The 14,593-nt window shown below is 60.2% G+C and carries 27 protein-coding genes; 11 read left to right on the top strand and 16 right to left on the bottom strand.

The features are described 5' to 3' along the window. Positions 1–19: 19 nt before the first annotated feature. Positions 20–439, bottom strand: coding sequence for a hypothetical protein (locus LCY71_RS21050; protein ID WP_225336640.1), 420 nt, complete (start codon positions 437–439; stop codon positions 20–22). Between the two features lie 15 nt (positions 440–454). Next, a complete protein-coding gene (locus LCY71_RS21055; RefSeq protein WP_225334256.1) occupies positions 455–700 on the bottom strand; it encodes a hypothetical protein in 246 nt (81 codons plus the stop codon). Positions 701–848: 148 nt separating this feature from the next. Here LCY71_RS21055 and LCY71_RS21060 point away from each other — a divergent pair, with 148 nt between their 5' ends. The 3 genes from LCY71_RS21060 (at position 849) to LCY71_RS21070 (ending at position 2,509) form a co-directional block, all read left to right on the top strand. Continuing rightward, entirely contained in the window at positions 849–1,061 is a 213-nt protein-coding gene (locus LCY71_RS21060) for a hypothetical protein (protein WP_225334257.1), read from the top strand. A 217-nt stretch (positions 1,062–1,278) separates the two neighbouring features. Next, the gene (locus LCY71_RS21065) at positions 1,279–1,542 is read left to right on the top strand and encodes a hypothetical protein (RefSeq protein ID WP_225334258.1); all 264 of its coding nucleotides are present in this window, start codon (positions 1,279–1,281) and stop codon (positions 1,540–1,542) included. A 112-nt stretch (positions 1,543–1,654) separates the two neighbouring features. Next, positions 1,655–2,509: a hypothetical protein gene (locus LCY71_RS21070; protein WP_225334259.1), complete on the top strand. Its 855-nt coding sequence runs from the start codon at positions 1,655–1,657 to the stop codon at positions 2,507–2,509. A 336-nt stretch (positions 2,510–2,845) separates the two neighbouring features. Here the strand turns inward: LCY71_RS21070 and LCY71_RS21075 are convergent, their stop codons facing one another. The 12 genes from LCY71_RS21075 to LCY71_RS21130 all read right to left on the bottom strand — a co-directional run bounded on the left by LCY71_RS21075 (position 2,846) and on the right by LCY71_RS21130 (position 7,480). Continuing rightward, entirely contained in the window at positions 2,846–3,064 is a 219-nt protein-coding gene (locus LCY71_RS21075; RefSeq protein ID WP_225334260.1) for a hypothetical protein, read from the bottom strand. Then, positions 3,061–3,240, bottom strand: coding sequence for a hypothetical protein (locus LCY71_RS21080; RefSeq protein WP_225336641.1), 180 nt, complete (start codon positions 3,238–3,240; stop codon positions 3,061–3,063). Before LCY71_RS21080 ends, LCY71_RS21075 begins: the two co-directional genes overlap by 4 nt. A gap of 401 nt (positions 3,241–3,641) precedes the next feature. After that, positions 3,642–3,899, bottom strand: a complete 258-nt coding sequence (locus LCY71_RS21085) for a hypothetical protein (protein ID WP_225334261.1) — start codon at positions 3,897–3,899, stop codon at positions 3,642–3,644. Then, positions 3,896–4,090 carry a hypothetical protein gene (locus LCY71_RS21090; RefSeq protein WP_225334262.1) on the bottom strand — a complete coding sequence of 65 codons (195 nt, stop codon included), beginning with the start codon at positions 4,088–4,090 and terminating at the stop codon, positions 3,896–3,898. Before LCY71_RS21090 ends, LCY71_RS21085 begins: the two co-directional genes overlap by 4 nt. Further along, entirely contained in the window at positions 4,083–4,646 is a 564-nt protein-coding gene (locus LCY71_RS21095; RefSeq protein WP_225336642.1) for an XF1762 family protein, read from the bottom strand. Before LCY71_RS21095 ends, LCY71_RS21090 begins: the two co-directional genes overlap by 8 nt. Beyond that, entirely contained in the window at positions 4,639–4,968 is a 330-nt protein-coding gene (locus LCY71_RS21100) for a hypothetical protein (protein WP_225336643.1), read from the bottom strand. The genes LCY71_RS21095 and LCY71_RS21100 overlap by 8 nt, the downstream gene beginning before the upstream one ends. Continuing rightward, a complete protein-coding gene (locus LCY71_RS21105) occupies positions 4,965–5,195 on the bottom strand; it encodes a phage terminase large subunit family protein (RefSeq protein WP_225336644.1) in 231 nt (76 codons plus the stop codon). The genes LCY71_RS21100 and LCY71_RS21105 overlap by 4 nt, the downstream gene beginning before the upstream one ends. 285 nt (positions 5,196–5,480) lie before the next feature. Further along, positions 5,481–5,636 (bottom strand): hypothetical protein, encoded by a 156-nt coding sequence (locus LCY71_RS21110; RefSeq protein WP_225334264.1) that lies wholly within the window; start codon positions 5,634–5,636, stop codon positions 5,481–5,483. 40 nt (positions 5,637–5,676) lie between these two features. Further along, positions 5,677–5,970, bottom strand: coding sequence for a hypothetical protein (locus LCY71_RS21115; RefSeq protein ID WP_225334265.1), 294 nt, complete (start codon positions 5,968–5,970; stop codon positions 5,677–5,679). Next, on the bottom strand, positions 5,967–6,233 hold the full coding sequence (locus LCY71_RS21120; RefSeq protein WP_225334266.1) for a hypothetical protein: 267 nt from the start codon (positions 6,231–6,233) through the stop codon (positions 5,967–5,969). The genes LCY71_RS21115 and LCY71_RS21120 overlap by 4 nt, the downstream gene beginning before the upstream one ends. A 2-nt stretch (positions 6,234–6,235) precedes the next feature. Next, the gene (locus LCY71_RS21125) at positions 6,236–6,820 is read right to left on the bottom strand and encodes a site-specific integrase (RefSeq protein WP_225334267.1); all 585 of its coding nucleotides are present in this window, start codon (positions 6,818–6,820) and stop codon (positions 6,236–6,238) included. 174 nt (positions 6,821–6,994) lie between these two features. Beyond that, a complete protein-coding gene (locus LCY71_RS21130; RefSeq protein WP_225334268.1) occupies positions 6,995–7,480 on the bottom strand; it encodes a hypothetical protein in 486 nt (161 codons plus the stop codon). 324 nt (positions 7,481–7,804) lie between these two features. On the opposite strand from LCY71_RS21130, the gene LCY71_RS21135 reads away from it, so the two are divergent. Continuing rightward, the gene (locus tag LCY71_RS21135) at positions 7,805–8,062 is read left to right on the top strand and encodes a hypothetical protein (protein ID WP_225334269.1); all 258 of its coding nucleotides are present in this window, start codon (positions 7,805–7,807) and stop codon (positions 8,060–8,062) included. An 11-nt stretch (positions 8,063–8,073) separates the two neighbouring features. On the opposite strand, the gene LCY71_RS21140 is transcribed toward LCY71_RS21135, so the two are convergent. Next, positions 8,074–8,409, bottom strand: coding sequence for a winged helix-turn-helix domain-containing protein (locus tag LCY71_RS21140; protein WP_225334270.1), 336 nt, complete (start codon positions 8,407–8,409; stop codon positions 8,074–8,076). 347 nt (positions 8,410–8,756) lie between these two features. On the opposite strand from LCY71_RS21140, the gene LCY71_RS21145 reads away from it, so the two are divergent. The 5 genes from LCY71_RS21145 to LCY71_RS21165 all read left to right on the top strand — a co-directional run bounded on the left by LCY71_RS21145 (position 8,757) and on the right by LCY71_RS21165 (position 13,231). Then, on the top strand, positions 8,757–9,053 hold the full coding sequence (locus tag LCY71_RS21145; protein WP_225334271.1) for a hypothetical protein: 297 nt from the start codon (positions 8,757–8,759) through the stop codon (positions 9,051–9,053). Between the two features lie 97 nt (positions 9,054–9,150). Next, positions 9,151–10,203, top strand: coding sequence for a tyrosine-type recombinase/integrase (locus LCY71_RS21150; protein WP_225334272.1), 1,053 nt, complete (start codon positions 9,151–9,153; stop codon positions 10,201–10,203). Between the two features lie 278 nt (positions 10,204–10,481). After that, positions 10,482–10,883, top strand: coding sequence for a hypothetical protein (locus tag LCY71_RS21155; protein WP_225334238.1), 402 nt, complete (start codon positions 10,482–10,484; stop codon positions 10,881–10,883). Between the two features lie 489 nt (positions 10,884–11,372). Next, the gene (locus LCY71_RS21160; RefSeq protein WP_225336645.1) at positions 11,373–11,540 is read left to right on the top strand and encodes a hypothetical protein; all 168 of its coding nucleotides are present in this window, start codon (positions 11,373–11,375) and stop codon (positions 11,538–11,540) included. Continuing rightward, a complete protein-coding gene (locus LCY71_RS21165) occupies positions 11,537–13,231 on the top strand; it encodes a DUF7845 domain-containing protein (protein ID WP_225334240.1) in 1,695 nt (564 codons plus the stop codon). The genes LCY71_RS21160 and LCY71_RS21165 overlap by 4 nt, the downstream gene beginning before the upstream one ends. 520 nt (positions 13,232–13,751) lie before the next feature. Here LCY71_RS21165 and LCY71_RS21170 read toward each other — a convergent pair. After that, complete coding sequence (locus tag LCY71_RS21170) at positions 13,752–13,997, bottom strand: hypothetical protein (RefSeq protein WP_225334241.1); 246 nt, start codon at positions 13,995–13,997, stop codon at positions 13,752–13,754. A gap of 119 nt (positions 13,998–14,116) precedes the next feature. Between LCY71_RS21170 and LCY71_RS21175 the strand changes: the two genes are divergently transcribed. Beyond that, positions 14,117–14,344: a hypothetical protein gene (locus LCY71_RS21175; RefSeq protein WP_225334242.1), complete on the top strand. Its 228-nt coding sequence runs from the start codon at positions 14,117–14,119 to the stop codon at positions 14,342–14,344. Beyond that, positions 14,341–14,586: a hypothetical protein gene (locus LCY71_RS21180; RefSeq protein WP_225334243.1), complete on the top strand. Its 246-nt coding sequence runs from the start codon at positions 14,341–14,343 to the stop codon at positions 14,584–14,586. The genes LCY71_RS21175 and LCY71_RS21180 overlap by 4 nt, the downstream gene beginning before the upstream one ends. The last annotated feature ends 7 nt before the right edge of the window (positions 14,587–14,593 follow it).

Here is a 14,593-nt window from a genome sequence, read left to right on the forward strand (position 1 = left end):
GAATTCTGGGGATGGGGGACTACATCCGGTCCATCACGGCTCTCGCCAGCACGACCAGGATGAGCAGTGCGAGGAACAGCGGGAGCAGTCCCGCGATCGTCGTCGTCGTTCCGCTGGTGCTCTCGTAGTCGTAACTGGTGTAGACCGTCTCTCCGTCGGAGATGTTACCGCCGCTGAGGGCCTGCAACTCGCCCGATTCGTAGTCCACTTCGTAGTCCGATCCCTCGGAGTACGAGGTCCCATCTTCTGCTTCGACGGTTACCGAGCCGTCGACCAGCTGGTAGCCGTCGAGTTCGACGTAGTTGCCGACGTCAGCCGTCACTGACTCGTTGGCGACACTCTGCTCGCCAACGTTCGAGTCGACGACGCTGATGAATGGACTCACTAAAACGACGGCTATCACCGCAACGATCGCGACACGAGCTACATTCGTTGCCATGATGATGTGACCCCGTTAGATGCGGCGCATGAGCGGTGCGGCCAGCGCGATCATCACGAGCAGCGCGCCGAAGAGCGGCAGCAGCTCGAGGATCGTCTGCGTCGTCCCGCTTGCGTTCGAGGACGCAACCGCATCGTTGACGGTCGGGATGAACACCTGAATGACGACGATTGCGCTGATCAGAACACCGATGATGAGGCTTGTGAGGTTACCCTGTGCGCGGTCGTCGTCCGGGGTCAGCTTGCTTAGTTTGTTAAACATGTGGGGTATTTTTCGTCACCACCTACTCACCACAGCGAGGTCTTAACATATAATTAGTTCGGGGAATTGATAGGTGTTCTATTGCCGATTAACCGATTAGCTATGCTTTGCTGGTGGTTTTTTAATCGCTTCCTAGACGATTAGACATATGGCGACATCACACCGCCGCCAGCAAACTGGACCAGAGCGGAAGATTGTTGGATCGTTCAAACTTACCGGCGACGAGGACAACACGCGGTTGACGATATCCTCAAATCTTGACCCCGAACCGTTTCCCAACGAGAAGGGAACGAAGGTCTCCGTCGAGTTCGTGAACCCTGACGACGGCCCGGCCTTCCTCGAAGTCCATCCTCATGAGTAGCATGAGCGACGATCAGGAACGCGGAGTGAGCACGCGCTGGCAGGGATATAGTGACTACCAATCCGTCAGTCGGCGGATTGCTGAGTCGATACAAGACGCGACCGACGCCTGGGCCACACTTCAGCGAGCGCACGTTGAGGACGCCCGTGTCAGTGCCGAACTCGCATCACGGGCCGGATCCCAGATGCTTGCCCCGGCAATACTGCTCAAGCAGCATATGGAACGCGATCGCGAGTCGGTCAAGGAGTACGACGAGATTCTCAGTCGATGGGAGGGTAGTGCCGACGACGTCGAGCGGGGTTATCTTGAGGAGCTTCGGCGCGTCCAGCTCCATCGCAAGTGTCCCGACTGGCTCGAGCAGTTCGTCCAGGACCTCAACACGGCTGGGCTCGAGCTTGGCTACCTCGCTGCCGGCCGGAGCGAGAAGCAGGAAGAAGCGCTCGATCCCATCGACGAATCAGTCAAGGACATGTTCGAATGACGTGGTTCCTGTTGACCATCGCTGTTGGATACGTCGCCGTCGGCCACGTCCTGCTCCTCGCTATCCTGTTCCAGCATAGTCGCGTCAGTAACTCCGGCATAAGGATGTAACCATGAAGCCCTTAGAACCTACTCGACGGTACTACGAACGGTTGTATCGAGACAAAATCACGGAAGACTTCGATGCAGTCATTCCGATTATCGGTGACGAGGGGATGGGTAAGTCGACATTTATCCTCCAATCAATCTGGATATATCAGCAGGTACGTGGTGTCGAGCCTACGCCAGAATCCGTACTCGACACGATCGTCTGGGGTGGCCGGGACGAATTCAAGCAGGCGCTGTCAAACCGCCCTGAAGAATCGGCGATTTGCAGTATGGACGCTGCTCGGGTGATGTATAAGAAGGATGCAATGGACCCAGATCAGAAGAATCTGGAAAAGGACCTGTTGGACGTCAGGATGAAGAATAACGTCTATTTTCTCGGTTTTCAAGACTGGGAAATTGTTCCTACGATGCTTCAAGAGCGGAGGGCGAAGTACGCGTTCTATATCCCATCACGAGGTGCTGTTCGCGGATATAGTCGAGAGTCGATTGACAAGCGGAACGAAACGGGCTCCTGGCCCGCTGCCGACATGAAGGACAAGTTCCCAGATCTGGAAGGAACAGACCTCTGGAAGTCGTTTAGGGAACTCGACAAGCAGCATAAGATCGACCGGATCGACAGCAGCGATGACGACGGGGATGTCGAAGACTCATCGCACAGTCTGAAAGACGTCGTCTCGGACATCAAGGACACTGGAATACAGGACTTCATCTCAATCAACCCAGGAAACAAGCAGCCCTACATCGACCCGGATCTCATCGAATTCGAATACGAGTTGAGCGCCAGAAAGGCGAAGAAGGTCAAGAAGGTCCTGGCGAAGGATCCCGATGTCGAGATTCCAGACGAAGTGGCGAGCGCATAGCGCGCCCGCAACGCACACACCATACTCAGTTTTCCATTATATTTGCGCGTGAGCGTTGCCCGCGCGGGCGCGCGCGCCCGGGTCGAGTTGATCGGCGAAGAGAACCCGCTGATCCCGACTGTTCTCCTTCGAGCTCGCTGTCAACGACGATCGTCGTCGACGGATCCAGAACAGGGCCGATTTTGACGCTGGTGACGATCTCCACTCCGAGGACTGCACCCGTAGCTGGTAGCAAGTGCAACTATCCAGAACAGTCTCACGAGAACTCCGCTGTGATTAGCCTCGAGGCCGCCAGCGTTGCATCAGTCCGGGTGATTCGCGTGCGGCCCACGATGGTCATATCTCACCCAGCAGCATCGCCGCAGCCACCGCCCAGAACATCATGCCGACTACACCGGCCAGGTAGTCGAGCGGACGATCGGCCTCGTCTCGGAAGATGCTGACCGGCGCAACGGCGACCACGTACATCGTCGCAACCATCAACGCAACCGGTGTTAGTCGGAAAGCAATCCTGATGCGCTGAAGCCAGTCCGCTTCGCTGTTTGTTCCGGTCATTCGAACACCCTCCAGAGTCGCTTTACGGTTACCTCAATAGCCGGCGCCATCATTACCAGCAACGCGGCGATCATCATTACCCCAGCCAACTTACCACCCCGCTCGAAGTAGCCCATCTCACCCATCCAGAGGTGAAAGACCAGGGCTAGCGTCATTATCCGAGTGGCGGCAGCCATGTTGGGTGGGCTAACACCGTCTGATTTGGGCATAGTTCCGGTCATCGTTCGCAGCCCTCCGATACTTTATGTGAGTACGCCGGGTACAGAGACGGATATTCCGCCTTGTTTTCCCACGGCCTCTCAAGTGCTGAAGCGACAACCCCGGCGATGCTCAGGGACACTGCGCTCTCTTGTAGCCGGTGGAGCGAATCTACGCGATCGTCTGCTTTCGGAGTGCTATCGTTCATACTCTGGAACCTCCACGAAATCCTCCGCTGTCCAGTCGTCTGACGTGCCGATACCCATCCGCTCGCAGTGGACGCACCGGGCGGTGAGTCCGCCGCTGGCACTCTCCATGAGTACCCACGTCCGAGAGCCACACTCGCACTGCGCACGCTCGCCGATCCGGTCCGGCGGCACTACTGCTCACCCCCGTCCGACCCTCCGCCGTTCTCGGACCCCTCGATTATCGCGCTCACTTCCTCCGCGTAGCAGCTATCACAGAGCGCGTGAAACACGTCGTTGAACGGTTCGTATCTTTCCTCCCGCCGCCAGTGCGGTTCCTCCATCTCGTCGCTCTCCGGGTCCTGCTCGACCTCCGCGCCGCACTCCTCGCACTCGACAGTCCGCTCGTGGAGCGAAAACTCGTAGAGGTCCTTTTCCAGTACGGTCGTCATGCCGATCCCTCCAGCATCTCGTGAATCTCGTCGTCGTCCATCTCGGCGATTGCCTCGGCCCACGGGTCGTACTCGTACCCCTTCGGGCCGCAGTTGTCGCAGTGGAACACCTCGCAGTAGGACGGGCCGCGCCACTCGTAGCGAACGCCGCCGAAGCGACCGCAGTTTCCGCAGCGCGGCGGGTTACTCATCGCTATCACCGTCCGGAACGGGAGTGTTGTCGGGCCTGAGCTGATACACCCATTTCCGCCTCTCGTAGTCCTCCCACGTGTCGCGGTCCTCGCCGTGGGAGAGCCAGCCGGAACCGTCCGCCTGCCTCACTTGGGTACACTCGAAACCCGCTGCCTCGTAGACTGTTCCGTAGTTCCCGGCGACGCCTGAATTGGCGCTAAACGTATCGAAGCCCTCCAGGCGAGCCCAATCGCGGGCGCGGGCGATGAGCCACGAGCCCGTGTTCGCCGGGCGGTCGTCGCGGCGACAGTAGCGCGTGATGCTCAACTCCGTCCCGTCGTCCGCCATGCGAGCGACCGGGCGACCGACGACCACCACGGCGACGATGCTACCGCGATACCGAGCGGAGAAGCACGCTTTCCAGCCGGGGACACCGCCGAGCGGATGGCGCTGTTCCAGAAACTCATTGATCGGTGCCTTCTCTCGCTCGCGCACGAGCTCAAGGTCGTCGACCGACGAGGGGCTCGGCGGCTCCGCGATCGTGCCGACATTCTTCGTCTGCTTTGGCTCACTCATCGGTACCACCAACCGATTCATGCGTGGGACCGGTCCCACCCTCGCGCTCCTCGAAGCGGAGTCGGTTGTAGGGGGAGAACGTCGCGCCGGAGAACGCCCACCCGGCCCGCCGCATGATCGTTGCGACGTCCTCGGTCCCGCGACCTGCGTCGTCCTCGAACCCGACCGTGATAGTCGTCGGTCGCCAGTCCTCGTCCTCGCCGTCGACGAGGAGCTCGATAACGCACGGGAGGTCGTAGACCATGTTCGCCAGCTCCTGGCGATCGAGGTCGTCGCGCGCGCGTTCCTTCGCCTGTTCGTAGGCGTTCGGAGTAGTGTTCATGGCTCGTAGTTCGGGTCGAACTTCTCCGCCTGTTCGTGCTCGTCGATCAGTAGGACCGTCTCGTCGTCCGCCTCCGCGCCGCAGTACGGGCAGAACGTCGCGTCGTCGTGGCTCTCCTTGAAGCGGTTCGCCCCGACGATATGGGCGTCAGCGCCGCACTCGCCGCAGTCGACGTGATAGACGCCGCGGAGGTCGTTGTTCTCTTTGAGGTACTCTATCAGGTTCATAGGCCAGCTCCCTCGTAGCGACAGTCGGGACAGACGCGCTTCGGGTCGTAGGTGCGTCCGTCGCAGTAGCGGCATTCTTTCGGCTCCGGTTCTTCTCGCGAGACTTTCCGCGGGTCGTTGCCTAAGCTCATTGTTCGTTCTCCTGTGTCCGGGAAGGCCCGGAGTCGGGACGGTCCATTTCCGGCTGGAATGAACGGCCACATTCCGGGCAAGCGAGCCCGTCGTCCGTCTCCTGTAGCACGAGTTTGCACTCCGGACAGGCGGGGATCGTGGAGCCAGTGCCGCTCATTGACGGAACACCTCGACCTCGTCAACCTCGCTACTCTCTTCGACGATTCCTTTGATTGCCTCGGCTTCCGCCCTGGTTTCCATACCCGGCCCCTCGAACGTGACACCGCCGAGGTGGACCTGGACGTTCCAGTCGTATTGGTTCGCGTTCATCGGTCACCACCGTCCCGGTTTGGTGCTGAGTCGGCACCCGTCATAGGACACCGACCTCCTCGTCAGTCGGGTCGATGACCTCGATGTCGTGGTCCTCCGGATCGATATTGAACTCGTCGCGCAGCTCCTCGGCGACCCAGTGCGTCACCGCGTCGGGGTGCATCGAGCTATCGCCAGCCCCGATCTGGGCGTCGTACGTGTCCACGACCGGGTTGTGGCCCCGAACGATCGCCGGCTGGTTGACGTTGACCCAGTTGAAGACCTCGGTCTCTTCGCCATCCTGTACGACCGTCAGCCGCTCTTTCCGCCGAAGTTCTTGCTCGCTGAAGCTCATGCTGAGTCCTCCACGTCGAACGGGCCAGCGACTTGATAGACCTCGTAGGAGTCGCTGATGCCGATGATAGAGTCGATGCCGCGCTTGGCCATCTCGACGGCCTTCTCTTCGGCTGTCTCCTCGTCGGAGGCCCGCGGGTGGTAGTGTTCCCAGCGAGCTTCGCCGGGCTCGTCGTCGGGGCCGTACGCTCTGATTCCGACCTCCCACTCGGGATCTTGCACGTCGTCGTTGTCCTCCGTCAGATTTGGTGCTTTCTCGGACATGTCTATCTGAGGTTGGCTTCGTCCATCATCTCGACCGCGAGTTCGTCCGTCTCACGGCCCAGATAGTTGTTCACGAACGTGTCTCGATCAGACCAGCCTCCCCAGCGCATGATGCAATCGACGGCGTAGTGCGAGTCGAGTGCGTAGTACGTCGTCGTCGCCCAGGTGCGCCGGAGATCGTGCGGAGAAACGTGGCACCAGTCGTCGTCCTCGAGCTTCTCTGCCAGCTCCTCGCCGGCCCGACTGACCCAGCGGCGAACGGTCCGACCCGTCGCTTGGATCAGTTCGTCGTCCTTCCGGATCCCGCGAGCGTTTTTGAGCATCACCATCTGCTCCTTCATCTTCGTCGAGACCGGCGCCTCGCGGTACCCGGTCTTGCCGCCGCGGACGCGCAGCTTGTACGCCTCGGGCTCCGTGTCGAGCCGGCGGATGCTGTCCGTTCGTACCCACTGGAGTTCGTCCGACCGGAGCCCGTGGAGCATCCCGCGCACGGCCAGCTGGCGCTGAGGCTTCTCCGACAGGTGATCGATCAGTTCCTCCTGCTCGTTCTGCGACAACCAGCATCGATACTCGTCGCTTTCTGGCATCGGTTCAAGTTGCATTTCTGATAGCCGGTCTACCAGATATGGGCGGCAAATCGGTCATAAAGCCCCATTCAAAGCTAACTCGTGAGCGCCGATAGGCGGTTCAGACGGAGATTGAGGAACGAAACTCGGCCGAGAAGGATGATAGACGGACAGTACTACGGATAGGTGACTCAGTTAGTGCAGAAGCATCACGTACACCATACTGACCAGTAGAACGCCAAACACTACTTTAACACTAAACACGGGATCCGCGGGAAGTTCGTCGTCTATTGAGCGTTCTCGATACTTTTCAGGACTGCGAACTGCAAGTACATCACTCTCTGTCGCCATTCCAAAAACTACGAGAAACGGTAGTAATACAATCAGAACCGTCAGCGGGTTGATCTCTACAGCTAAGATTCCCAGCGAAAGAATCCATGGGGGTAGCCAAAGGAATATAGACAGACCAGAAAGCCGTATTATCGCGCCGTCAATCGTCTCTATTCTTTTATGGCGAACAGCCTGCGGCACAAGCCCTCTTGCGATCCGCCAGTCGACTTCCGGGCCTGTATCCCCGAGTTTACCGACAGCCCAATGACTGCCCTCATGCAGATATGGTGCTATGATAAATCCAATCAGATAGACAGCAGCATACGCGAGAGTCCCTTCAACGTCGACCATATTGCCTGAAGGGGACCAGATTCTATAAAGTTAGTTTCCGCACCACGTCCTTCTCGGTCAGTCCCTACAGACCTCCAAGGTAGTACAGAACTGCACCGAACACCAGTAGGAATGCGAGAATCGCGAGTGCGTAATGGCGGATCAACCATAACGGGGCAAGTAGTATCGCCCGAAGCTTGTACCAGATCGATCTGATCATGCCACCCATCTGTTTCTCTTCTACCTTATATCTACAGATAAAGCCAGTCTGGTTACCACTTTCACTTTCACTACGCGTACAAGGATTTCCACTTTTACATAGGCTATCCTCGGTCGCTCCTGTCTATGTCCCAGAAGGAGCGCATCAACCTCGAAGACGACTACGATCGGTGGCAGTGGACCTGTCCGAACGGCCACCACGACTGGGAGCCGACGAACCACCACTTCTGGTGTGCCGCCTGCGCTCGGATTCCTGAAGTGGATGCCTCGTTCGACGAACTCCGAGATCAGAAGACTGGTCGGCTCTACGAGCGCGACGACGTCGAGCTCCACACGCCCGCTGGCCCCTACGACAGCGATCTCGACGGGAGGGGTTCCGCGTGATCCGAAGACAGTCAGACGTGAGGCTCGGGTTCGTCGCGGAGATCCTCCTCCTCGCGGAGATAGTCCTCTCCTTTCTCAGTAATCGCATAGTAAGATCCCTCTCCTTCGATCTCATAGATCAAGCCAGCTTCCTCCAACTTGGGGATTCTTCTCTTGAGAGTAGTGTAGGAGATGGACTGGCCCCTCTCCGCGAAGTTGTTCTCAATCCCGCGCAGACTGTGGCCGGCCCCCGTGTCTTCGAGGAACTCCAGAATACGATCGTCACTCCCAGTCATCCAGTCTGCCCGGAGACGGCCCATACTGTCTTGGCCAAAAAGCCAGTCAAAAGCGTCTTCGATAGCATTCATGATCCTGATATAATGGTTCTATTTGGTCCAAAGATAGCCCAATATTTATATCCAATGAACCATGATTGGGTCACTACGATCGACGCGGAGCTCCTCGGGGCGTCGTTGCGGAAAAGAGTCGACGCCCGTGTGGCAGCACGGGCGCCGCGTTGATCGCGACTACAACGATGCGAAATATAGAACTCCAGGGTCTTCAAACCCCACGAAAGGCCGCTTCACAGTCATCGATTACTTACGGGTTATGTCCCGTTTGTGGAGCGGCTGTTGACGGCATCGATGCCGACGCGCGCGCCACCGCTGAGCCTTGCGGGCACGCGCTCGGAGAAGTAAGCCTTCGACTACTCACCATGACAGACTTCCCCGACACCGACGAGCATCGCGACCACCTGCGAGACATCTACGTGCGCGCTGGCGTCGTCGAGCCAGAGCGTGTCGAGGAGATCGCCACCGACGGCGGTCACGTCGAGCGCCAGCCCCTCCGAGAACTGGACGGTGCGACGGTTTACTACTACGACCACCGGGACTCGTCGACTCCGACACGGTCAGAGGACGTTCACGTCGAGATCTACGACGAGTGCGTTCGCCTGCGCTCGCCTGCTGACACGTGGATCCCCCGCCACCTCGTCGAAAAGGTGCTGCTATGAACGAGTGCCCGGACTGCGGGAGCGAGCACATCCACCCGTCGGGCGGCTGCCCGTTCTGCCCCGAGTGCGGGTGGTCGAAGTGCGGAGGTGGTCGCGCTTGAGTGCGCCCGTCGAGGATCCGAGTGAGCTGTCGGTCCGCGAGGTCTACGAGATGTTCCTCGACGCGAAGCAGCTCGACTACACGGACGAGACGCTCCGCGACTACGAGACCCGCCTTCGCCAGTTCGTCGAGTGGGCCGAGGACCAGGAGGCGATCGAGACCGTCGGCGACCTCTCGGGCTGGCACCTGGAGCAGTTCAAGCTGTTCCGGCAGGGGCAGGACCTCGCTCCAACGACGATCAAGGGCCAGATGGCGGCGTGCAAGGTCTTCCTCGAGTACGCCGCCGGCATCGAGGCCGTCGACGAGATGTTGCCCTACAAGGTCAACATCCCGAAGCTGGAGCAGAGCGAGGAGACCTCCGACGTCCGCCTCGACGCCGATCGCGCGTTCCGGCTAATCCAGCACTACCGTGATTCGCCGACTGAGTACGCCAGCGAGCGTCACGTCGCACTGGAACTGGCCTGGTTCACGGGTGCGCGGCTTGGTGCCCTCCGAGCGCTCGATCTCGACGACTACCGGTCGGACGACCAGATCCTCTGGTTCCGCCACCGGTTGCCGTCGACGCCGCTGAAAAAGAAGGAGCACGGCGAGCGTCCAGTCGCTGTTCCGGACCCCGTGTGCGAGGTGATCGACGCTTACCTGGAGGGCGTCCGCTACGACAAGCGCGACGAGCACGGTCGCGATCCGCTACTGTCTGGTCGCCAGGGACGCCCGGCGGCGTCGACGCTCCAGACCTGGGTTTACCAGGCTACGATTCCGTGCGCGGCTGCTCCGTGCCCGCACGACGAGGATCCGCGGTCTTGCGACTGGACCGCGCGCAACACTGCCAGTAGCTGCCCGTCCTCCCGATCTCCCCATCAGGTGCGTACGGGCAGCATCACCTGGCAGCTGAACAGTGGCCTCTCCTACGAGGCCGTGGCGGAGCGCGTCAACTCTGACCCTGATACGCTCCGTCGCTACTACGACAAGGCCGACGACGTTGAGCGGCTCGAGCAGCGTCGTCGGGAGTTTGTCGACCGACTGGAGTTCGATCCCGATGATCAGGACTAACCCCAACCGGCAGTCGAACGGCTCGTCGTATCGACAAGAAAGTGACGGAAAGTCGAAATACCGATACCCCTCCGACCCCACTCCGTATAAAAGTAAAGCGGCGCTTCTTGCCGCTTGTACTCCGCCACTCCAGAGCGGTGCGTTCGGGAGGTGGTCGGCGTGAGCCGGACTCGCCGGTCTCACGACCAGCCCCTCCCGCTCATCTGTGAGTTCTGCGGGAGCACCATCGAGGACGGAGAGCAAAGCTGTCCTGCTCTCGACGAAGGGAGGTGTCGGCCGTGAGCTCCGAGTCCGTTATCGGCGACACCGGCCACACGGAAGTCCGAAAGGACTCGGAGTTCATCTGTCCGCGCTGCCTCGCACGCTGCACTGAGTCGCCCAACAAGCCTATCGAGTACGGTCACTACGAGGGATGTCCTCGTCGAGACGACGATCTCCCGTGGGTCGGCTGTCGTACCTACAAGCCTGAGAAGGATCCGCTGCTAAAGGGATCACCCGAGGTCGCTGCCGACGGTGGCCGCCTCACTTGTGACGACTGCGGCGATGATATCGATCCCGACCAGCACAAGATCCAGATCCGGATCAACCAGCATCATCTGGACCTCTGCGCTGACTGCCAGAGCGAGTACAGGGCCGACCGGCAGTATGCTCCCGTCACCGACGGAGGTGAGCAGCAGTGACCTGGCCTGTCGAGGTCGACGACTGGGAGTTCCACCCGATCCCCCAGTCGTGGATCGAGCACGGTGTCGACGCCGACGCCGGCCAGAAACCCCGCGTCTACGCCGTCAGCGCGGCGACCGAGTACGGCGGCCGGATGCTTCAGATCCGGTACGCTCACCCCACCGAGCCCTACGTCATCCGCTACTCTCACGAAGGATACGAAGGCGAGAACGGCATCGTTCCTGCTGCGCTTTCCGATCGCCAGAGTGAGTGGCCACGTTCGCTCGTTCCAGCTACCGAACCGTCCGACGCGATTCGGGACTGCGAGTGGGATCACTTGCAAACGCTGTGGGGGGACCGCGTCGGGCGAATCCCCACACCTGACGACGCTGACGACCAACGGCTCATCGCTGACGGAGGACAGGTCGCGGAAGTTGATCGCACCGTTCCCGCGGCTGAAGGCCGATATTGGAGAAGACCCGGCTCGGTGGCTTGCACCGCAGACGGACATGGATCCGACACCACGGATCCGTGGCATCAGCGAGCCCGAGGTCGCCGCCGCGTGGCTCGCAGTCGCTCGCCGCCTTGGCGTCGATGGCGACGTCCGCGACAAGATCAAGCGTCGGCGCGATTATCTCGCTGATCGCGAGGCCGATCAACGGGGGGTCGACAAATGATCGTAGAGGAGGAGAACCCGATCGGCCTCGAGACTCACGGTCTGGGCCAGAACCTTCTCTGGGAGGATCACGGCCTCTCTCCGTACTGGGGCGTCGTCAGTGTCTTCGAGCCCGATCACGACGAGACTCTCGGCCCGTTCGAGGCCTGCGGCGAAACTTGGGAGATCGTCGGTGCCAAGCACTGGAACGGTCAGCTCGCCCATCCCGAGAATCCCGATGAGTTCGAAGACGGACTCTACGAATATCAGTACAAGCTCGAGGCTGTCGACGACTGGGGAGACCGTGACGCTGTTTTCCAGTTCCGGCCCGGCTTTCCCGACGCGATGAACGTCCACTCCGGGAACCCGATCCAGTCGATGCCTGACGACTGCCCGGAGTCAATTCGCGTCCAGTCCATCACGACAAACCTCTCAGTCGACGAGTCGCTCGAGTTGCTTCAGGCACTCGCTGATCACATCGGCCTGAACCCGGATTACTTCCACGAAAATCCGCACCCGTACTCCAGCATCTACCAGTTCGAACGCTACGGGCGTCTCGATCGGGCTGTCGCGCAGGATCACCTGACCGGGTCCGGCGGCATCATCGACGAGATTGCCGACTTCGCAAAGGATCAGCGCGGCCGTGGCGAGTACAAGTGGGACCACGAGGAGATTGAGGGCCACTACCAGAGCGTCGCGATCGATCCCGATACTTGGGACCTATTGCTTGAGGATCAGTCCTACGGTAAGCATTTCAAGTGCTATCACCCATTCCACGTTCGTTCAGAGAGTACGGACCGCGACGATGATCCGCTCGCCGATCCGAAGATCGAGATGTCCTATTCCAGTGAGTACCACCCCGGCGAGTCTCTCGACTGGCACGAGCGCGACGAGGTCGTCTCTGAGCTCGACGAGGCCGTCCACAACATCCTCTACTGGGCTGACGTTCCCGTCACGCCCGACGCGGACGTCTGGACCGACGAAGATCCCTACTTCGACGGCAACGCTGGCGACGCGGTCGAACTCGTCTCAAATCCGCTGCCTGACCTCCGCGATGCAACCGAGCATCACGTCGAAAGCGAGTTCGTTCGCGCTGACGTCACCGATACCGACCTCGAGATCGCGAAGGTCCTCACCGATGGCGGGAACCAGCACTACGAGGAACTCGCCGAGAACGCCGACGCCAGCACGTCGGCTGTCTACCGTCTCCTCGATAAGTTCTCCGCGCTCCTGGAGTCAGACAACGGGATCGTCAAGTTCATCGACGACGCTACGCGCCAGCACGCGACGGATATCCTCGAGCAGGTCCGCGAAACGACCGAATGGGCCGGAGACGCGATTCGTGAGGTCGTCGATCGGGATTCGCTGCTTCGTGGCGAAGGCACCTCTGCCCTTGAGAAGTGGATGCAGCGCCACGGGATCAAACTTGTCAACAGCCAGCGAGACCGTATTCGCCTCAAGCTCGGTCGGCGTGTCGGCGAGCGAGAGCTTATGAAGATTCTCCGCTCCGGGCTCGAGGCCGCCGAGGGCTCTGGTATCCCCACCGAGAAGATCAGGAACGGCCTGATTGACTGGGTCGACCGCGACGGCAATCCCCGGAAGGGCTGGCAGATCGTCGTCGACGGCAGCATCCTCAGGAAGGGCGGGGGCGACCCCTACGATTCAGTTTCGTTTACTGGCACGCCTGACGGGAACGTGAATAAGAGCGGCTGACGCCCGACAGGATAGAGGCATCACTATCCAGCCCCCTGTTTATTTTATAAAGGCAACCGCGTTCCAGCCGTTTTATTGCTGAAATATTACCAGTTCTCTCGACGCCTACGGTGGGCTGTTGGTCGCGCTTTGTCGTCGGCTGGGCATACCCCCTTTAGGGCGTGTACCTAAGGGCACGAATTTCAAATACACCCGGACCTTCGCTGGCGCTCGGTCCGGCTACCGCACTGCAACCGCAATACTACCGCCGATCAACAGCCAGTTGGGCTTTGAATGGGGGTTGATAGGTAGATACGTCGCCCCTACTGGCATGAGCGTCTCGAAAGCCAGACAGCTCGCTCTTCAGGGGAACTACCCAATGGCGGCCGTCGAGGCCGTCCCCGAGCCGGCGTTCGCGAGGATCTTCAACCTCCGCACACCACATCGCCTTGGACGACTTGCAGACGGCACCTGGCGACTCCAGCACGACCGCGACGGTCGGGACTGGATCGTGCCGCGTGCGCACGATGCACTCCGACTCTCACACATCGGCGCGGATCCACTGACCCGGACTCGAGAGAAGTACTTCGGTGCCACTCCGACCGAGTTCCACGATAGCGACCGAGACCACGTCGTCGACGTTGGCGCTTTCATCGGCGAGCTTGCCACCAGCCTCGAGGACGATCACGAGCGGATCCTCGCTGTGGAACCGGATCCACGGAACGCCACCTGCCTCCGACGCAACGTCGGCGAGAGAGTGGACGTAGACGGCCGTCTCGCGTGGCACTCGGACGAACCTGTCGAGATGGACCTCGCCACGGATGGCCCGAGTCCTCTGCTCTCGGTCTCGATCGAGGAACCACTGCTCGAGACACCACGTCGATCGACGGTCGAACCGTCACGACGATGGTCGACGAGTGGGGATACAACCCGGATCTGGTCAAGGTCGAAGCCGAGGGTGCAGAGCCAGAAGTCCTCGCCGGGACTGTCGATCTCGACTGCGAGATCGTCGTCGACGTCTCCGACGAGCGGGTCGGAGAGTCGACACGGACGATGTGCGAGGGGCTGCTCAACTCACACGGCTACGCTACCGAGTTCTGTGCAGCCGAGAGCGTTCTCTACGCCGAGCCATGATGGAGAACTGGGATTCGCTTTCTGAGTATCTCCTCGACGCCTACATTCACTTGCTGCTGCTCGTCGTTGGATTCCTGTCCGGCTGGCGAGCGAGCAACAACGCCACGCTACAGGAGGTGACGATTGGCTCTATCGGACAGATCCAGAACGCACCGATATCTGATCCTCCCGTCTGGATCTTCGCCTCGCTCCTTCCTGGAGTCGTCGTGATCCCGCTAAAGATTCGCGACTATCTCGACTGAAACAGCC

The organism is Halomicrobium urmianum (assembly GCF_020217425.1).
GTDB lineage: Archaea > Halobacteriota > Halobacteria > Halobacteriales > Haloarculaceae > Halomicrobium > Halomicrobium urmianum.